14 protein-coding genes are annotated in these 17,230 nt (G+C 60.0%); 10 read left to right on the top strand and 4 right to left on the bottom strand.

Annotation, left to right across the window (positions count from 1 at the left end; all coding sequences use genetic code 11):
- Window positions 1-5: 5 nt before the first annotated feature.
- The 3 genes from AC0TN7_RS20810 to ppsA form a co-directional block, all read right to left on the bottom strand.
- Window positions 6-2,381: a glycoside hydrolase family 3 N-terminal domain-containing protein gene (locus tag AC0TN7_RS20810; RefSeq protein WP_473702394.1), complete on the bottom strand. Its 2,376-nt coding sequence runs from the start codon at window positions 2,379-2,381 to the stop codon at window positions 6-8.
- Window positions 2,382-2,384: 3 nt separating this feature from the next.
- Window positions 2,385-3,785, bottom strand: coding sequence for an MFS transporter (locus AC0TN7_RS20805; RefSeq protein WP_473702393.1), 1,401 nt, complete (start codon window positions 3,783-3,785; stop codon window positions 2,385-2,387).
- A gap of 235 nt (window positions 3,786-4,020) precedes the next feature.
- On the bottom strand, window positions 4,021-6,399 hold the full coding sequence (gene ppsA, locus AC0TN7_RS20800; RefSeq protein ID WP_473702392.1) for a phosphoenolpyruvate synthase: 2,379 nt from the start codon (window positions 6,397-6,399) through the stop codon (window positions 4,021-4,023).
- A 335-nt stretch (window positions 6,400-6,734) separates the two neighbouring features.
- Between ppsA and ppsR the strand changes: the two genes are divergently transcribed.
- The 8 genes from ppsR (at window position 6,735) to AC0TN7_RS20760 (ending at window position 14,827) form a co-directional block, all read left to right on the top strand.
- The gene (ppsR, locus tag AC0TN7_RS20795) at window positions 6,735-7,568 is read left to right on the top strand and encodes a posphoenolpyruvate synthetase regulatory kinase/phosphorylase PpsR (protein ID WP_023311315.1); all 834 of its coding nucleotides are present in this window, start codon (window positions 6,735-6,737) and stop codon (window positions 7,566-7,568) included.
- Between the two features lie 152 nt (window positions 7,569-7,720).
- Window positions 7,721-8,767, top strand: a complete 1,047-nt coding sequence (aroH, locus tag AC0TN7_RS20790; protein WP_473702391.1) for a 3-deoxy-7-phosphoheptulonate synthase AroH — start codon at window positions 7,721-7,723, stop codon at window positions 8,765-8,767.
- 171 nt (window positions 8,768-8,938) lie between these two features.
- Window positions 8,939-9,121: a hemin uptake protein HemP gene (hemP, locus tag AC0TN7_RS20785; RefSeq protein ID WP_024909414.1), complete on the top strand. Its 183-nt coding sequence runs from the start codon at window positions 8,939-8,941 to the stop codon at window positions 9,119-9,121.
- Window positions 9,122-9,198: 77 nt separating this feature from the next.
- Window positions 9,199-11,181 (top strand): TonB-dependent hemoglobin/transferrin/lactoferrin family receptor, encoded by a 1,983-nt coding sequence (locus tag AC0TN7_RS20780; protein WP_473702390.1) that lies wholly within the window; start codon window positions 9,199-9,201, stop codon window positions 11,179-11,181.
- A 35-nt stretch (window positions 11,182-11,216) separates the two neighbouring features.
- Window positions 11,217-12,245 carry a hematinate-forming heme oxygenase ChuS gene (gene chuS, locus AC0TN7_RS20775; RefSeq protein WP_473702389.1) on the top strand — a complete coding sequence of 343 codons (1,029 nt, stop codon included), beginning with the start codon at window positions 11,217-11,219 and terminating at the stop codon, window positions 12,243-12,245.
- The gene (locus tag AC0TN7_RS20770; RefSeq protein ID WP_473702388.1) at window positions 12,242-13,063 is read left to right on the top strand and encodes a heme/hemin ABC transporter substrate-binding protein; all 822 of its coding nucleotides are present in this window, start codon (window positions 12,242-12,244) and stop codon (window positions 13,061-13,063) included. Before chuS ends, AC0TN7_RS20770 begins: the two co-directional genes overlap by 4 nt.
- Window positions 13,063-14,055, top strand: coding sequence for an iron ABC transporter permease (locus AC0TN7_RS20765; protein WP_024909418.1), 993 nt, complete (start codon window positions 13,063-13,065; stop codon window positions 14,053-14,055). Before AC0TN7_RS20770 ends, AC0TN7_RS20765 begins: the two co-directional genes overlap by 1 nt.
- Window positions 14,048-14,827, top strand: a complete 780-nt coding sequence (locus AC0TN7_RS20760; RefSeq protein ID WP_463726845.1) for a heme ABC transporter ATP-binding protein — start codon at window positions 14,048-14,050, stop codon at window positions 14,825-14,827. Before AC0TN7_RS20765 ends, AC0TN7_RS20760 begins: the two co-directional genes overlap by 8 nt.
- On the opposite strand, the gene AC0TN7_RS20755 is transcribed toward AC0TN7_RS20760, so the two are convergent.
- Window positions 14,824-15,717, bottom strand: a complete 894-nt coding sequence (locus AC0TN7_RS20755) for a LysR family transcriptional regulator (protein ID WP_032645461.1) — start codon at window positions 15,715-15,717, stop codon at window positions 14,824-14,826. The genes AC0TN7_RS20760 and AC0TN7_RS20755 overlap by 4 nt on opposite strands.
- 140 nt (window positions 15,718-15,857) lie before the next feature.
- Between AC0TN7_RS20755 and AC0TN7_RS20750 the strand changes: the two genes are divergently transcribed.
- Both AC0TN7_RS20750 and AC0TN7_RS20745 read left to right on the top strand, forming a co-directional pair.
- A complete protein-coding gene (locus tag AC0TN7_RS20750) occupies window positions 15,858-16,565 on the top strand; it encodes a CoA transferase subunit A (RefSeq protein ID WP_048991574.1) in 708 nt (235 codons plus the stop codon).
- A 2-nt stretch (window positions 16,566-16,567) separates the two neighbouring features.
- A complete protein-coding gene (locus AC0TN7_RS20745) occupies window positions 16,568-17,224 on the top strand; it encodes a CoA transferase subunit B (protein ID WP_024909422.1) in 657 nt (218 codons plus the stop codon).
- Window positions 17,225-17,230 lie beyond the last annotated feature (6 nt).

Raw genomic sequence — 17,230 nt, 5'->3', positions numbered from 1 at the left:
CCTGACTACGCGCGTGTCACGTTACAGGTACTGAGCATCCGCCACTCGGCGGGCAGCACGCGGGTTTCCCCGGTCACCCTGACCGTCACCCTCTCGCGGATATCCGCCGACGATGCGCCAACCTGCAGTTCAAACTCGCCCGGCTCAACGATGCGTTTCCCGTCCCGGCGGGTAAAGTTGAACATCTCAACCGATAGCGTAAAGCTGAGCGCGGCGGTTTCGCCCGGCGAGAGCGTGACGCGCTGGAAGGCCTTCAGCTCCTGGAGCGGCCGTACCTGGGTGGCGACCTTATCCCTGACGTAAACCTGCACCACCTCGCTGCCGCTGCGCTCTCCGGTATTGGTGATATCCACGCTCAGCGTCACCTCGCCGTCAACCGGCACGCTGGTTTCAGCTACGCGGACAGCCCCCCAGCTAAACGTCGTCCAGCCGAGGCCGAAGCCAAACGGGTAACGCGAACCAAAGTGGAACGCAAACGGCGTGCCGCCGCTTTTGAGCTTGTGATTGTAGTAATACGGCATTGCCCCGGCGCTTTTCGGCACGCTCACAACCAGACGCCCCTGCGGCTCCGCACGCCCGGTTAACACATCCGCAATCGCCCAGCCCCCTTCCTGCCCCGGCGCCCACGCCATTATTAGCGCCGCGACCTTATCTTCCAGCCCCTGAAGGTTGTACGGACGGCCGCCGGTCATCACGACAATCACCGGTTTGCCCGTCGCCACCAGAGCATCCAGCAGCTGTTGCTGCACGCCCGGCAGATTCAGGGAGTCGGTGTCGGAACCTTCCCCCACGGTGCCGCTCTGGAACAGCCCGGCGAGATCGCCCACGCAGGCGACCACCACGTCACTCTCCTGCGCCGCGTTCACGGCCTCGGGGATCAATGCGGTACTTTGCGAGACCGGCGACTGCTGCATCGGTTTGCTGCCGCTGTCGCCAGGGAAGACCGGCGCGCCCGCCATCCGTTTCTCGATGATGTGGCACCCTTTGGCATAGCGGACGTTCGATGCCCCGAGATACTGCTCCAGCGCCGCGCGCGGGGTCGTGACCTGCGAGGTCTCTTCCACCATATCGCTGATGATCAGATGCACCGGGAAGCTGTAGCCGCTGAGCAGCGCCAGCGGATCGTCTGCCGTCGGCCCCACCACCGCCACGCGGGGCTTACCGCCGAGCGGTAAAATACCGTTGTTTTCCAGCAGCGTGACCGATTTCGTCGCCACCTCCCGCGCAACCTGTCGGGTGGTGTCATTCTGCAGATCGATACCATTCTCATCCGCGTACGGGTTTTCAAACAGGCCCAGGCGGAATTTTTCGGTCAGCACGCGCGCCACGATCTCATCCACCCTGGTCATAGAAATCAGCCCGCGCTCAACGGCGTCCGCCAGATGGCGCGCGCAGTCGTCTTTCGGCAGCTCAACGTCCAGCCCGGCGTTGAACGCCAGCGCGGCGGATTCGGACGCATCGTGGGAAATCCCGTGATGCTGGTGCAGCAGGCTGACGCCGCCGTAGTCCGCCACAATAATCCCGTCGAATCCCCACTGTTCGCGCAGGACGGTAGTCAGCAGGAAGCTGTCGCTGTGCCCCGGCTGATTGTCGATATCGTGATAGGCGGGCATGACCGACCCGGCGTTTGCCAGCTTGACCGCCATTTCAAACGGCAGCAGGAAGGTATCGTTCAGCTCGCTGAACCCAAGGTGCACCGGGGCATGGTTGCGCGCGCCCTCGCTAAACGAGTGGCCAACGTAATGTTTTAGGGTCGCCAGCAGGTCGCGCTTATCGCCCTGTAAGCCCTTCACGTAGGCGGTCGCCATCACGCCCACCAGCCACGGATCCTCGCCGAAGGTCTCTTCGGTCCGCCCCCAGCGCACGTCGCGGGACACGTCCAGCACCGGGGCCAGCCCCTGCTGGCAGCCGACGGACCGTGCCTCTTTACCGATCTGCTCTGCCGCGCGCTGCACCAGTTCCGGATCCCAGGTAGAGCCGTAGTTCAGCGACGACGGGAACAGGGTGGCGTCTTTACACAGCAGCCCCACCAGACACTCTTCATGAAACAACGCCGGGATGCCGAGGCGCGTCTCTTCCATCATCATCCGCTGCAGGCGGTTCGCGGCGCGCACGCCGGTTTTCGCATCAACGATGTGGGTACCCAGCGGACGGGTGATCTGCCCGACGCCCAGCTTTAGCCGTTCGCTCAGCGCGGCCTGCTCGCTCACGCCGGCGAATTCATCGCTGAGATCGCTGCGCTCGCGGTGGTTGCCGTTTTCATCGAGGATCAGCCAGTACGCATGCATCTGGGCGAACTTCTCTTCCGGGGTCATACGCGCCAGTAAATCGGCGACGCGCTCGTGCACGGGACGTCCCGCGTCCTTATAGATAGCAGTCATATTTTACTCCTGTAGTGCGGAAGGGGTTACCGGGCTGAGCTGCCCCGCGTCGGGTCTTACCTCACGCTTGCTGGCCAGCTCCCGGGCGATGGAATCCACCAGCCGGCTGTTGAGCTTGTAGATGGCAAGCAGCGCGACCATGCAGAGGAACAGCGCGCACGGGATAAGGGTGAACAGCGCGTTAATCGTAGAGAGTACGTGGGGTGCCTGAGTTGCCTGTCCCGGGGCGTAATCCACCATGCCAAGCACCCAGCCGACCACCGCCCCACCCAGCGCCAGGCCGAATTTGATGGCAAACAGCGCGGTGGAGAAGACCAGCCCGTCCAGGCGACGACCGCTGCGGTGCTCTTCGTAGTCGACCACATCGGAGAACATGGTCCACTGCAGCGGCGTGGTCAGGTTTTGCACAAAGCTAAAGACGATGTTGAGGCCAAAAATCAGCCACACCTGTGAAGGCGGCAGGAAGAAAATCAGCGCGCCGAAAATCACGAAGGAAATAATGGTCCACTGATAGGCGCGTACGCGATCAAATTTCCCCAGCAGCCGTTCAGATAATAAAGCGCCGCTTAAGGAAGCGACCATTCCGGAAACAATAAAGGCAAAAACCAGATCCGGACGCAACAGCACGTAGTTCACGTAATACATCGTGGCGGAACCGCGCGTCACCACCGCCGTTAACAGCAAAATATTAAACAGGAACACAATACGCCACTGGCTGTTACCGGCCAGCAGTTTTAAATCGGTGAGCATGGAGCCGGAGGTATCATTGCGCGGCGAATAGCGCTCGCGGGTCATCAGGAAACAGCAGTAAAAAAGCACAATGCCCAGCAGCCCCATCAGGCTCATGGCATAGAAATAGCCTTTCTGCACGTTGCCCTGACCTAACAATGAAACCAGCGGCAGGGCGATGACCGTCACAATCAACCCGCCGATAAACGACAGGCCAAAACGCCACGACTGCAGGGAGTGACGCTCGCGCGGGTCTAACGTCAGCGCGCCAGGCATGGCGCAGTAAGGCACGTTAATGGCGGAGTAAATCAGGCTTAAGATCGCGTAGGTCAGGCAGGCATAAACGATTTTCGCCGTCGGTCCCACGTCCGGTACATAGAAAGTGATAAGGCAGCTTACGCCAAACGGAATGGCGAACCACAGCAGCCAGGGACGGAAACGACCGTGACGCGTCTGGGTGCGATCCACCAGGGCGCCAATGCACGGGTCGACAAACGCATCAACCACGCGCACCACTAAAAACATGGTGCCCATAATCGCGGCGGGCAGCCCAAAAACGTCCGTATAGAAATAGGCGAGAAATAACGTTGCCGTTTGCCAGACCAGCGCGCTGGCCATATCACCTAAGCCATAACCTATTTTATCTTTGGTACGCAATACAGAGGAGAGTGTCATTGTTATTTGCCTTTTTATCAGGTTAAAACGTATTTCAACCAGTTGCGCATCATCTGAAGGGAAATGCGCATGTAAGGCTCAAGTATTAGCAACGGTTTGCGCGCTAACAATTGTCTAAATTGACAGGCAAATTATGATATTTGGTTTTTTACTTTATTTGTGATGGGGAGCAAATAAGAGGGGGAAATAAAAAAGGCGAGGAATAATATCCTCGCCTTTTCGGGTCAGCGCGGCGTTACTTGTTCAGTTCCGCCAGGCTCAGCCAGGTTTGCACCACGGTGTCCGGGTTCAGGGACAGGCTATCAATCCCCTCTTCCATCAGCCATGCGGCAAAGTCTTCATGGTCGGATGGACCCTGACCACAAATCCCGACGTATTTACCCTGCTTCTTCGCCGCGCGGATGGACATGGAGAGCAGCGCTTTCACCGCCTCGTTACGCTCGTCGAACAGCTCGGAGACCACGCCGGAATCGCGGTCCAGACCCAGCGTCAGCTGCGTCATGTCGTTCGAACCGATAGAGAAGCCGTCGAAGTGCTCCAGGAACTGCTCGGCCAGCAGGGCGTTGGACGGAATTTCACACATCATGATGATCTTCAGCCCGTTCTCGCCGCGCTTCAGCCCCTGACGCGCCAGCTCGTCCACAACGGCTTTCGCCTGATCTACGGTACGCACGAACGGGATCATGATCTCCACGTTGGTCAGCCCCATGTCGTTGCGCACGCGCTTCACCGCTTCACACTCCAGCGCGAAGCAGTCGCGGAAGCTGTCGGACACGTAGCGTCCGGCCCCGCGGAAGCCCAGCATCGGGTTCTCTTCCTCCGGCTCGTAGCGCTCGCCGCCGACCAGGTTGGCGTATTCGTTAGACTTAAAGTCAGACAGACGCACGATCACGCGTTTCGGATAGAAGGCGGCGCCCAGCGTCGCGATCCCTTCGGTCAGACGGCCGACGTAGAACTCTCTCGGCGAGTCGTAGCCTTTCATCATCTCGCGGATTTCGTTCTGCAGCTTCGGATCCTGGTCGTCAAACTCCAGCAGCGCACGCGGGTGAACGCCGATCATACGGTTGATGATAAATTCCAGACGCGCCAGACCAACGCCTTCGTTCGGCAGGCAGGCGAAGTCAAACGCGCGGTCCGGGTTGCCGACGTTCATCATAATCTTCAGCGGCAGGTCCGGCATGGTATCCACGCTTGAGCTCTTCACGCTGAAGTCGAGGATATCGGCGTACACGTAGCCGGTATCGCCCTCGGCACAGGAGACGGTTACGTTCTGTCCGTCCTTCATGCGCTCGGTGGCGTCACCGCAGCCGACAACCGCAGGGATGCCCAGCTCGCGGGCAATGATCGCCGCGTGACAGGTACGACCGCCGCGGTTGGTGACGATAGCCGCCGCTTTCTTCATGATCGGTTCCCAGTCCGGGTCGGTCATGTCGGTCACCAGCACGTCGCCTGGCTCAATACGGTTCATTTCGCTAATGTCGTGGATCACTTTGACCGGACCGGCACCGATGCGGTGACCGATGGCACGGCCTTCCGCCACGATTTTGCCCTGGGCGTGCAGCGTATAACGCTCCATTACCTGACCGCGTGAGCGGACGGTTTCCGGACGCGCCTGCACGATAAACAGCTTGCCGGTGTTCCCGTCTTTCGCCCATTCGATATCCATCGGACGGCCGTAGTGTTTTTCAATCTGCACCGCCTGCTTCGCCAGCTCCTGCACTTCGGCGTCGGTCAGGGAGAAGCGGTCTCGCTGTTCCTGCGGTACATCTTCAATTTTAACCTGCTTGCCATGCTCCTGGGTCGGGGCATAGACCATGCGGATTTTTTTCGAGCCCATGGTGCGGCGCACCACCGACGGACGGCCAGCGGCCAGCGTAGGCTTATGGACATAGAATTCGTCAGGGTTTACCGCGCCCTGCACGACCATCTCACCCAGACCCCACGCGGAGGTGATAAACACCACCTGGTCGAAGCCGGATTCGGTATCAATGGAGAACATCACGCCGGATGAGCCCACGTCCGAGCGCACCATGCGCTGCACGCCAGCGGAGAGCGCGACGCCGCGATGGTCGTAGCCCTGGTGCACGCGATAGGAGATGGCACGGTCGTTGAACAGGGAAGCAAACACGTGCTTCACCGCCACCAGCACCGCATCGTAACCCTGGACGTTCAGGAAGGTTTCCTGCTGCCCGGCAAACGAGGCGTCCGGCATATCTTCTGCGGTCGCAGAGGAACGCACGGCAAAGGAGGCCTGCGCATCGTCAGCAGAGAGCTGGTTGTACGCGTCGTGAATGGCTTTTTCCAGTTCCGGCTGGAAAGGTGTGTCGATGATCCACTGGCGGATCTGCGCCCCGGCTTTGGCAAGCTCGGTAACGTCATCAATATCCGTTTTATCCAGCAGGTCGTAAATGCGCTGGTTAACACCGCTCTGGTCTAAAAACAGGTTAAAGGCATCGGCGGTGGTGGCAAACCCATTCGGTACGGAGACACCCATACCCGACAGATTTGTAATCATTTCACCCAGGGAGGCATTTTTGCCCCCAACTCTGTCTACATCATTCATGCCGAGTTGGTTATACCAAAGCACCAGCGGTGACGAGCCATTGTTGGACATCGAAACAATCCTTTTGTGATATTTGATCGGAGTAAGTAACACCTGACTACGTATTTATACTGGCATATTTATTAGCGCTAAAAAAACGGTGAATCGTGTAAGCAATTTAAAATTTCAACTTTTCGGATACTTTCCCACCAGGCATTAACCCGATGATTCCTATATTTTCAGCCAGAAACCCCAAAAATAAAGTCGCTATTTGAAAAATGAAATCCACTTTTCAGGAAAATCAAAAACGCCGTTTCATTTATAATTAAGATAAGTTCTTTGCTGTGTAATTTACTTTTTTAATTTATGCTTTCAGACAATTAGGTCTGATATTCAGGGTGAGTAAAATGGATAGTGCTGTCGATCGCCACGTTTTTTATATTTCTGATGGTACGGCGATCACCGCCGAGGTCCTGGGCCACGCGGTGATGTCGCAGTTTCCCGTTTCGATTAACAGCATCACGCTGCCGTTTGTCGAAAACGAGAGCCGCGCCAAAGCGGTGAAGGACCAGATTGACGCCATCTACCAGCAGACCGGCGTCCGCCCGCTGGTGTTCTACTCGATCGTGATCCCCGAGATTCGCTCCATCATTCTGCAGAGTGAAGGCTTCTGCCAGGATATCGTGCAGGCGCTGGTGGCTCCGCTGCAAAGCGAACTTAAGCTCGATCCGACGCCTATCGCCCACCGCACCCACGGGCTGAACCCCGGCAACCTGACCAAGTACGACGCGCGTATCGCCGCCATTGACTACACCCTTGCACATGATGACGGTATCTCTCTGCGTAATCTCGACCAGGCGCAGGTGATCCTGCTTGGCGTGTCGCGCTGCGGCAAAACCCCGACCAGCCTCTATCTGGCGATGCAGTTTGGCATTCGCGCCGCAAACTACCCGTTTATCGCTGATGACATGGATAACCTGGTGCTGCCTGCCGCCCTTAAGCCGCTGCAGCACAAGCTGTTCGGCCTGACGATCAACCCGGAACGCCTTGCAGCCATCCGCGAAGAGCGCCGCGAGAACAGTCGCTACGCCTCTATGCGGCAGTGCCGGATGGAGGTCTCCGAAGTGGAAGCGCTGTACCGCAAAAACCAGATCCCGTGGCTGAACAGCACCAACTATTCGGTTGAAGAAATTGCCACCAAAATTCTCGACATCATGGGGCTTAATCGCCGCATGTACTAATATGCTAGTACATTAGCTCAGATTCAGGTATCATCATCTGCAACCACGGGGCGGTGTCGCCCCGAACTTGAAATCAGCAGGGATTGGTTTAAGGTGATGCCCATCACTTCCCGGTAGTCTGCCGATGAAGCAAAAATTTTCTGAGACATTCCATGAATAAAACCGATGAACTCCGCACTGCGCGCATTGACAGCCTTGTCACGCCGGCTGAACTGGCCCAGCGGCATCCTGTTTCCGCCGCCGTCGCGGAACACGTGACGGCTTCCCGCCGCCGCATTGAAAAAATCCTCAATGGTGAAGACAAACGTCTTCTGGTGGTGATTGGGCCTTGCTCCATCCACGATCTGGATGCCGCGATGGATTATGCAAAACGACTTCAGGGACTGCGGGATAAGTACCAACATCGCCTTGAGATCGTCATGCGCACCTACTTTGAAAAACCGCGCACCGTGGTGGGCTGGAAAGGGCTGATTTCCGATCCTGACCTCAACGGCAGCTATCGCGTGAACCACGGTATCGAGCTGGCGCGGAAGCTGCTTTTACAGGTCAACGAGCTGGGCGTGCCGACGGCGACCGAGTTTCTCGATATGGTGACCGGGCAGTTTATCGCCGATCTGATCAGCTGGGGCGCGATTGGCGCACGCACCACCGAAAGCCAGATCCACCGTGAGATGGCCTCCGCCCTCTCCTGTCCGGTCGGCTTTAAAAACGGGACCGATGGCAACACCCGTATCGCGGTTGATGCCATCCGCGCAGCCCGTGCCAGCCACATGTTCCTGTCGCCGGACAAAAGCGGTCATATGACCATTTACCAGACCAGCGGTAACCCGTACGGGCACATCATTATGCGCGGCGGCAAGAAACCCAATTACCATGCCGAAGATATTGCGGCGGCCTGTGAAACGCTGGCCGAGTTCGACCTGCCGGAACATCTGGTGGTGGATTTCAGCCACGGCAACTGCCAGAAGCAGCATCGCCGCCAGCTGGACGTCTGCGACGAGATCTGCCAGCAGATCCGCAGAGGTTCAACCGCCGTTGCAGGGATTATGGCCGAGAGTTTTATCAAAGAAGGCACGCAGAAAATCGTTGCCGGACAGCAGATGGTGTACGGCCAGTCGATCACCGACCCGTGCCTGAGCTGGGAAGACAGCGAACTGCTGCTGGAGAAACTCGCAGCAGCCGTGGACACACGCTTTTAAAATCCAGTCCTTCTCCCTCTCCCTGTGGGAGAGGGTTGGGGTGAGGGCATCAGACCGCATCTCACCCCAAATTTGATCCCCTCACCCTTTTTTCACAAAAATGCTTGCCGTGAATTTGCAGTTTATTGATAATGATTATCATTGTTACATTGATTGTTATTTATAAACATTATGTCACGTACGGATAACAGCGCGGCAACGCCAGCAAAAACAGACACAGCACCAGCCCCTACCGAGCGTCGGATTGACAGCAAAACCCTGCTCGGCGATGAGGGCCGGGTCATTATCGAGCATGACGGTCAGCGCTATCTGCTGCGCCAGACCCATGCCGGAAAACTGATCCTCACAAAATAAACAACACAAAAAACTTCGCCAGCCACCCAGGTAACCCCCAGGCAGCCAGCGCTTTTCACTTCTTATGGAGAGTTGCTATGCCACACCTGCCTTCCGCATCTTTACGTCCGTCACTTCTGGCGCTGGCGATTGTCAGCACCCTGCCGGGCGTCGCGTTCGCCGCCACAGACGACATTACCGTCACCGCCACGGGCAACGCCCGCAGCGCCTTTGAAGCCCCCATGATGGTGAGCGTGATTGACGCCACCGCGCCGGAGAAACAAACCGCCAGCTCGGCGGCCGACCTGCTGCGTAACGTCCCCGGTCTGACGCTGGACGGCACCGGGCGCACCAACGGGCAGGACGTCAACCTGCGCGGCTATGACCGTCGCGGCGTGCTGGTGCTGGTTGACGGCGTTCGCCAGGGGACCGATACCGGCCACCTGAACAGCACCTTCCTCGATCCGGCGCTGATTAAACGTATCGAAGTGGTTCGCGGCCCGTCGGCACTGCTGTACGGCAGCGGCGCGCTGGGCGGCGTGATTTCCTATGACACCGCCGACGCCAACGATCTGCTCGAACCGGGTAATAACAGCGGCTACCGCGTGTTTGGAACAGGCGCGACGGGCGATCATAGCCTCGGGATGGGGGCCAGCGCCTACGGCCGCACCGACACCCTGGACGGTCTGGTGGCCTGGTCCAGCCGGGATCGCGGCGATATCCGCCAGAGCGACGGAGCAACCGCCCCTAACGACGAATCCATCAACAACATGCTGGCGAAAGGCAGCTGGAAACTCGACCCGGCCCAGACCCTGAGCGGCTCCCTGCGCTACTACAATAACGCCGCTCAGGAGCCGAAAAACCCGCAAACCACCGGGGCGGACAGCAGCAACCCGATGACCGCTCGCTCCACCATTCAGCGTGACGCGCAGGTGGGCTACCGCATCGCCCCGGAAGGTAACGACTGGCTGAACGCCGACGCGAAGGTCTACTGGTCCGAAGCGCGCATTAATGCCCAGAATATCGACAACAGCGGCGAGTTCCGCAAGCAGACCACCAAAGGCAGCAAGGTGGAAAACCGCACCCGCCTGTTCAGCGACACCGTTGCAGCACACCTTCTGACCTACGGCGGGGAATACTATCGTCAGGAGCAGCATCCGGGCGGGGCAACCACCGGCTTCCCGGACGCGAAAATCGACTTCAGCTCCGGCTGGCTGCAGGATGAGATCACCCTACGCGATCTGCCTGTTACCCTGCTGGGCGGCACGCGCTATGACAACTACCGCGGCAGCAGCGACGGCTACAACGATGTGGATGCCGATAAGTGGTCATCCCGCGCCGGGTTAACCGTCAGCCCGACCGACTGGCTGATGCTGTTTGGCTCTTACGCGCAGGCCTTCCGAGCGCCGACCATGGGCGAGATGTATAACGACGCCAAACACTTCTCCATTGGCCGCTTCTATACCAACTACTGGGTGCCCAACCCGAACCTGCGCCCGGAAACCAACGAAACGCAGGAGTTTGGTTTTGGCCTGCGCTTTGACGATCTGATGCTTGCCAACGATGCGCTGGAGTTTAAAGCCAGCTATTTCGATACCAAAGCCAAAGACTATATCTCCACCACCGTCGATTTCGCGGCGGCAACCACCATGTCTTATAACGTCCCGAACGCCAGAATCTGGGGCTGGGACATGATGGCAAAATACTCGGCCGACCTCTTCAGCCTCGACCTGGCCTATAACCGCACGCGCGGGAAAGACACCGATACGGGCGAGTACATCTCCAGCATCAACCCGGATACCGTCACCAGCAAGCTGGACGTTCCGGTGGCGCAAAGCGGGTTCTCCGTCGGCTGGATTGGGACCTTTGTCGATCGCTCAACGCATATCAGCAGCAGCTACAGCGAGCAGCCGGGCTATGCGGTCAACGACTTCTATGTCAGCTACAAAGGCCAGGAGCGACTCAAAGGCGTGACCACGACGCTGGTACTCGGCAACGCCTTCGACAAAGCGTACTGGTCACCTCAGGGCATTCCGCAGGACGGTCGTAACGGCAAGATTTTCGTAAGCTATCAGTGGTAATTCCCTTCGGGGCAACTTTTCAGAAGGAAGAGACAATGAATCACTACACGCGCTGGCTTGAGCTAAAAGAAGCCAATCCGGGTAAGTACGCGCGCGACGTCGCGGGGTTAATGAACATCAGTGAAGCAGAGCTGACCTTTGCCCGCGTGGGTCACGACGCCTGGCGACTGCGCGGTGACATCCGCGAGATCCTGGGCGCGCTGGAGGCGGTGGGCGAAACCAAATGTATCTGCCGCAACGAATACGCCGTTCACGAACAGGTCGGGAACTTCACCAACCAGCACCTGAACGGCCACGCCGGGCTGGTGCTGAACCCGCGCGCGCTGGATCTGCGCCTGTTCCTCAACCAGTGGGCGAGCGCGTTTCACATCAGTGAAGCCACCGCCCGCGGCGAGCGGCAGAGCATTCAGTTCTTCGACCACCAGGGCGATGCCCTTCTGAAGGTCTACGCCACGGATAACACCGACGTTTCCGCCTGGGGCGACGTGCTGACGCGCTTTATCTTTGCCGACAACCCGCCGCTGGCATTGAAGGTCCCCGATGCGCCTGCTCACGCGGAAAATGCGGAGGCTGCTCTCGTGGATAACGAGTGGCGCGCCATGACCGACGTTCATCAGTTCTTCAGCCTGCTCAAGCGCCATAACCTCAGCCGCAAGCAGGCGTTTCGCCTGGTGGGTGACGATCTGGCCTGCCGGGTAGAAAACACCGCGCTGGCGCAGCTGCTGGAAGCGGCGCGCCGGGACGGTAACGAAATCATGGTCTTCGTAGGCAACCGCGGCTGCGTGCAGATTTTCACCGGCGCGGTGGAAAAGCTGACGCCGATGAAAGGCTGGCTGAACATCTTTAACCCAACCTTTACCCTGCACCTGCTGGAAGACGCCATTGCGGAGACGTGGGTCACGCGCAAGCCGACGGCTGACGGGCATGTCACCAGCCTGGAGCTGTTTGCCGCCGATGGAACGCAAATCGCCCAGCTGTACGGCCAGCGTACGGAAGGCGAACCGGAGCAGAGCCAGTGGCGCAGCCAGATTGACGCCTTAACGGCGAAAGGGCTGGCGGCATGAAACGGTGGCTTGCCCTGCTCAGCGCCCTGCCCCTGCTGGCGTTTGCTGCGCCGCAGGAGAAAATCGTTACCCTCGGCGGCGACGTCACCGAGATCGTCTACGCCCTCGGCGCGGCGTCTTCGCTGGTGGCCCGCGACAGCACCAGCCAGTGGCCGCAGGCGGCGAACGACCTGCCTGACGTGGGCTATCTGCGCCAGCTCAATGCGGAGGGGATTTTGTCCATGCGCCCCACGCTGGTGCTGGCCAGCGCCCAGGCGCAGCCGTCTCTGGCGCTAAAGCAGGTTGAGCAAAGCCACGTCCGGGTAATCGCTATTCCTGCCGGTAACGACCTGAACGTCATTGACGAAAAGGTGCGGATCGTCGCTGAAGCGACGCACCGAGAGGCCGAGGGAGAGGTCCTGCGCAGCACGCTGCGCCAGGCGCTGTCGGCGCTTCCCACGTCACCGCTCAATAAGCGGGTGCTGTTTATTCTCAACCACGGCGGGATGACCGCCATGGCTGCCGGACAACAGACCGGCGCGGACGCGGCCATTCGTGCGGCGGGCCTGCAGAACGCCATGCAGGGGTTCACCCGCTATCAGCCGCTGTCTCAGGAGGGCACAATCGCCAGCCAGCCTGACCTTGTGGTGATTTCGCAGGACGGGATCAACGCCCTTGGCGGTGAAGCGAATCTGTGGAAACTGCCCGGCCTGGCGCAAACCCCGGCAGGACGGAACAGGCAGGTGCTGGCGATTGACGATATGGCGCTGCTGGGCTTCAGCGTGCGAACGCCGGAAGCCATCCGGCAGCTGCGTGCCAAAGCGGAGCAACTGCCCTGATGTCCCGGCGGATAGCCTTATCGTTATGGATGCTGACCGCGATCCTGACCGTCATGACGCTCGCAGCGACCGGGGTTGGGGCATTACACCTGCCGGCCAGCCTGCTGTGGGACGGTAGCGACGAGGCGCTGCGTCAGATCTGGCTGACGATCCGCCTGCCTCGCGTGCTGCTGGCGCTGGCGATCGGCGGTTCACTGGCGCTGGCAGGCTGCGTGATGCAAGGGCTGTTCCGCAACCCGCTGGCGGACCCGGGCCTGCTCGGCATCAGCAGCGGCGCGGCGCTCGCCGTTGCGCTATGGGTGGTGCTTCCGCTCTCGCTGCCTGCCCTGGTAATGCTGTATGCCCCGATGCTGGCGGCGTTTCTCGGCGCGCTGGCCGCCACCGTCGTGATTTTCCTGCTCAGCCGGCAGCGTGACGCTTCCCTGTCGCGCCTGCTGCTGGTAGGCATTGCCATCAACGCCCTGTGCGGCGCGGCCGTCGGCGTGCTGTCATGGCTCAGCAATGATGCCCAGCTTCGCCAGCTTTCCCTCTGGGGAATGGGCAGCCTCGGCCAAGCGCAGTGGTCAACGCTGCTGGCCGTCGCGTCGCTGATGCTCCCCACCGCGCTGGCGATCTGGCGTCTGGCAGGCGCCCTGAATTTGCTGCAGCTGGGCGACGAAGAGGCGCACTACCTCGGCGTGGAGGTTGCCGCCGTGCAGCGGATCCTGCTGCTGTGCAGCGCCCTGCTGGTGGCCGCCGCCGTGGCGGTCAGCGGCGTGATCGGCTTTGTCGGCCTGGTGGTGCCGCACCTGGTGCGCATGTGGCTGGGGGCCGACCACCGGGCCGTGCTCCCCGGCTCGGTGCTGGCCGGTGCGCTGCTCCTGCTGGTTGCCGATACGCTGGCGCGCAGCCTGGTCGCCCCGGCGGAAATGCCGGTTGGCTTATTGACCAGCCTTCTCGGCGCGCCGTGGTTCCTGTGGCTTATCTTTCGTCGCGGAGGTGCGCATGGCTGAGCGCTACTGTGCAGAAAACCTTGTTTTTCGCGCCGGACAACGCACGCTGATTAACGACGTGTCGCTGACCTTATCTCAGGGCGAGCTGGTGGCGCTGATTGGCCCCAACGGCGCCGGAAAATCAACGCTGTTGCGGCTGCTGACCGGCTACCTTAAGCCTGCGGGCGGACGGTGCAGCCTGGCGGGCACACCGCTTGCGGCCTGGCAGCCGGACAGGCTCTCCCGCTACCGGGCGGTGATGCGCCAGAACACGCAGCTCGGATTTGACTGGCCGGCTGAGGCGGTGGTCGGTATGGGGCGAGCGCCCTGGACCCGCACGCCAGAAGCGTCGGTTATTGAGGAGGTTATGGCCATCACCGGCTGTTTACCGCTGGCGGGCAGGCAGTTTGCCGCACTCTCCGGCGGCGAGCAGCAGCGCATTCAGCTCGCCCGCGCGCTGGCTCAGCTCTGGTGCGACGGTGCGCCGCGCGGCTGGCTGTTCCTTGATGAACCCACCTCTGCGCTGGATCTCTATCACCAGCAGCATCTCCTGCGCCTGCTGAAATCCCTGACCAGCCGGGGACATCTGCACGTTTGCGCGGTGCTGCACGACCTCAACCTGGCAGCGCTGTGGGCGGATCGCATCCTGCTCCTGCACAGCGGCAGGATCGTGTCTCAGGGAGCACCGGAAACCGTTTTGCAGGCCGATGCGCTGGCACGCTGGTACGGCGCACAGGTTCACGTCGGCAGGCACCCGGCTCACGCCGCGCCGCAGGTGTTTCTCGCCCCTTAATCGGGCTGGTAAAAATCCTTCAGCGTTTCCAGCAGGGCATGCGCCGCTTTTGAAAGCTGCGTGTGCCCGGGATGGATCACTCCGATACACTTTTCAATAGGCGGACTGTCCAGCGGAATACAGACCGCGCCCAGCGACGCCATCTGCGTCTTGCATAGCGCCGGGACGGCGCTGCCGCCCAGCCCGCTTGCGACCATCCGCCCGACCGTCACCAGCTGATGGCTCTCCAGCGCGACGTCCAGCTTTCTGCCGCTTCGCGCCAGCTCCTCTTCCATCATCAGACGCACCGCAGAGGGGCGCTGCAGGGTGATGAAATCCAGCGTCAGCAGCGCTTCCCATGTCAGGCGTTTTTTGCCCGCCAGCGGGGAATCTTTCGGCACAATGGCAACAAACCGGTCGAGGCCCAGCGGGGTAAACAGCAGGTTGTGCGTGGGCGCGGGTTCAAAGGCGATGCCCATCTCAACCCGCCCTTCCCGTACCATCTCAATCACCTGCTCGTTAATCACGTCATGCACGGTGACGTTGATCCCGGCATGGCGATCGCGAAACGCTTTTAGCACCTCGGGCAGAACATTCGCGGCAAACGACGGCATGGCCGCGACCGAGATTTTACCGCGCTGCAGGGTAAAGCACTGGTGCATCGCCTCTTCGACATTATCCCAGTCGGCAAGCAACTGCCGCGCCATCGGCAAAAACGTCTCGCCCTCCTGCGTCAGCGCGACCTTGCGCGTGCTCCGCTGCAGCAGCGGTCCGCCGAGCGCGTCCTCCAGCGCTTTAATCGTCAGGCTCAGGGCCGGCTGAGAGAGATTCAGACGTTCGCTGGCGTGGGCGAAATTCAGAGTGTGAGCTACCGCTAAAAACGCGCGTAACTGTTTGACACTCATTCTCATTTTTCATCCTGTTAACTAATTGAAAAAATTTAGTTAACAAGAAATTAATAAAAAAACCAAATGAGTGGGTCACAAATTCAAAATTAACAAATGAGTCGCCGCCCCTAATGATACCGCCACGGTTAAGAGGAGGAATGACGATGGCGGGACTGGATAAGCGCGTCGACAGCTATGCGCAGGCGCTGGATGGGCTGACGGACGGGATGACTTTGCTGGCGGGCGGCTTCGGCCTGTGCGGGATTCCGGAGAACCTGATTGCAGAGGTCAGACGCCGTCAGGTGAAAGATCTGACGGTGGTATCAAACAACTGCGGCGTGGACGGTTTCGGTCTCGGGCTCCTGCTCGAAACGCGGCAGGTTCGCAAAGTGGTGGCCTCTTACGTCGGCGAGAACGCGCTGTTCGAGCGGCAGGTGCTGAGCGGTGAACTGGAGATTGAACTCACGCCTCAGGGCACGCTGGCGGAAAAGGTGCGCGCGGGCGGCGCGGGCATTCCGGCATTTTACACGGCCACCGGCTATGGCACGCCCGTGGCTGCCGGCAAAGACGTGCGCCAGTTTGCCGGTAAGCACTACATCCTCGAAGAGGCCATTACCGGTGATTTCGCGCTGATCAAGGGCTGGAAAGCGGACTGGTACGGCAACGTCGTCTACCGGCATACCGCGCAAAACTTTAATCCGCTGATGGCAACGGCGGGCAGGATAACGGTCGTCGAGGTGGAAGAGATTGTTCCCCCGGGCGAGCTGCCCCCGTCGGCCATTCATACCCCGGGAATTTACGTCGACAGGCTGATTGTCGGCCAGTTTGAAAAACGCATTGAACAGCGCACGCTGCGCGCGGAAGGAGTGTGACGATGTTAACCCGTGAACAGATGGCCATGCGCGTCGCCCGCGAGCTGCGCGACGGGTATTACGTCAACCTGGGGATTGGTATCCCTACCCTGGTGGCGAACTACATTCCGGAAGGAATGGACGTGATGCTCCAGTCGGAAAACGGACTGCTGGGGATGGGGGCTTTTCCTGACGAGCAGAGCCTCGACGCCGACATGATCAACGCCGGTAAACAGACCGTGACCGCACGGACAGGCGCGGCCATTTTCGACTCGGCCCAGTCGTTTGCCATGATCCGCGGAGGCCATGTCGACCTGACCGTACTGGGCGCGTTTGAGGTGGACGTCGAGGGCAATATCGCCTCGTGGATGATCCCCGGAAAGATGGTGAAGGGCATGGGCGGCGCGATGGATCTTGTCGCCGGGGCGCAGAACATCATTGTGGTAATGACCCATGCGTCAAAAAACGGTGAATCAAAGCTGCTGTCGCGCTGCACGCTGCCGCTCACGGGCGCAGGCTGCATCCGCCGGGTCTTAACCGACCTCGCGCTGCTCGAGATCGCGGACGGCGCGTTCATCCTGCGGGAATACGCCCCCGGCGTCAGTATCGACGACATTGCGGCTAAGACCGCCGGGAAATTAATTGTGGCGGACGACGTTCGCGAGATGCGCTTCAGTTGAGGACTT

The organism is Enterobacter sp. PL_is511, from assembly GCF_055816065.1.
Note: the sequence above shows the minus strand (reverse complement) of the source record. Positions and strands in the feature narration are given on the sequence as shown.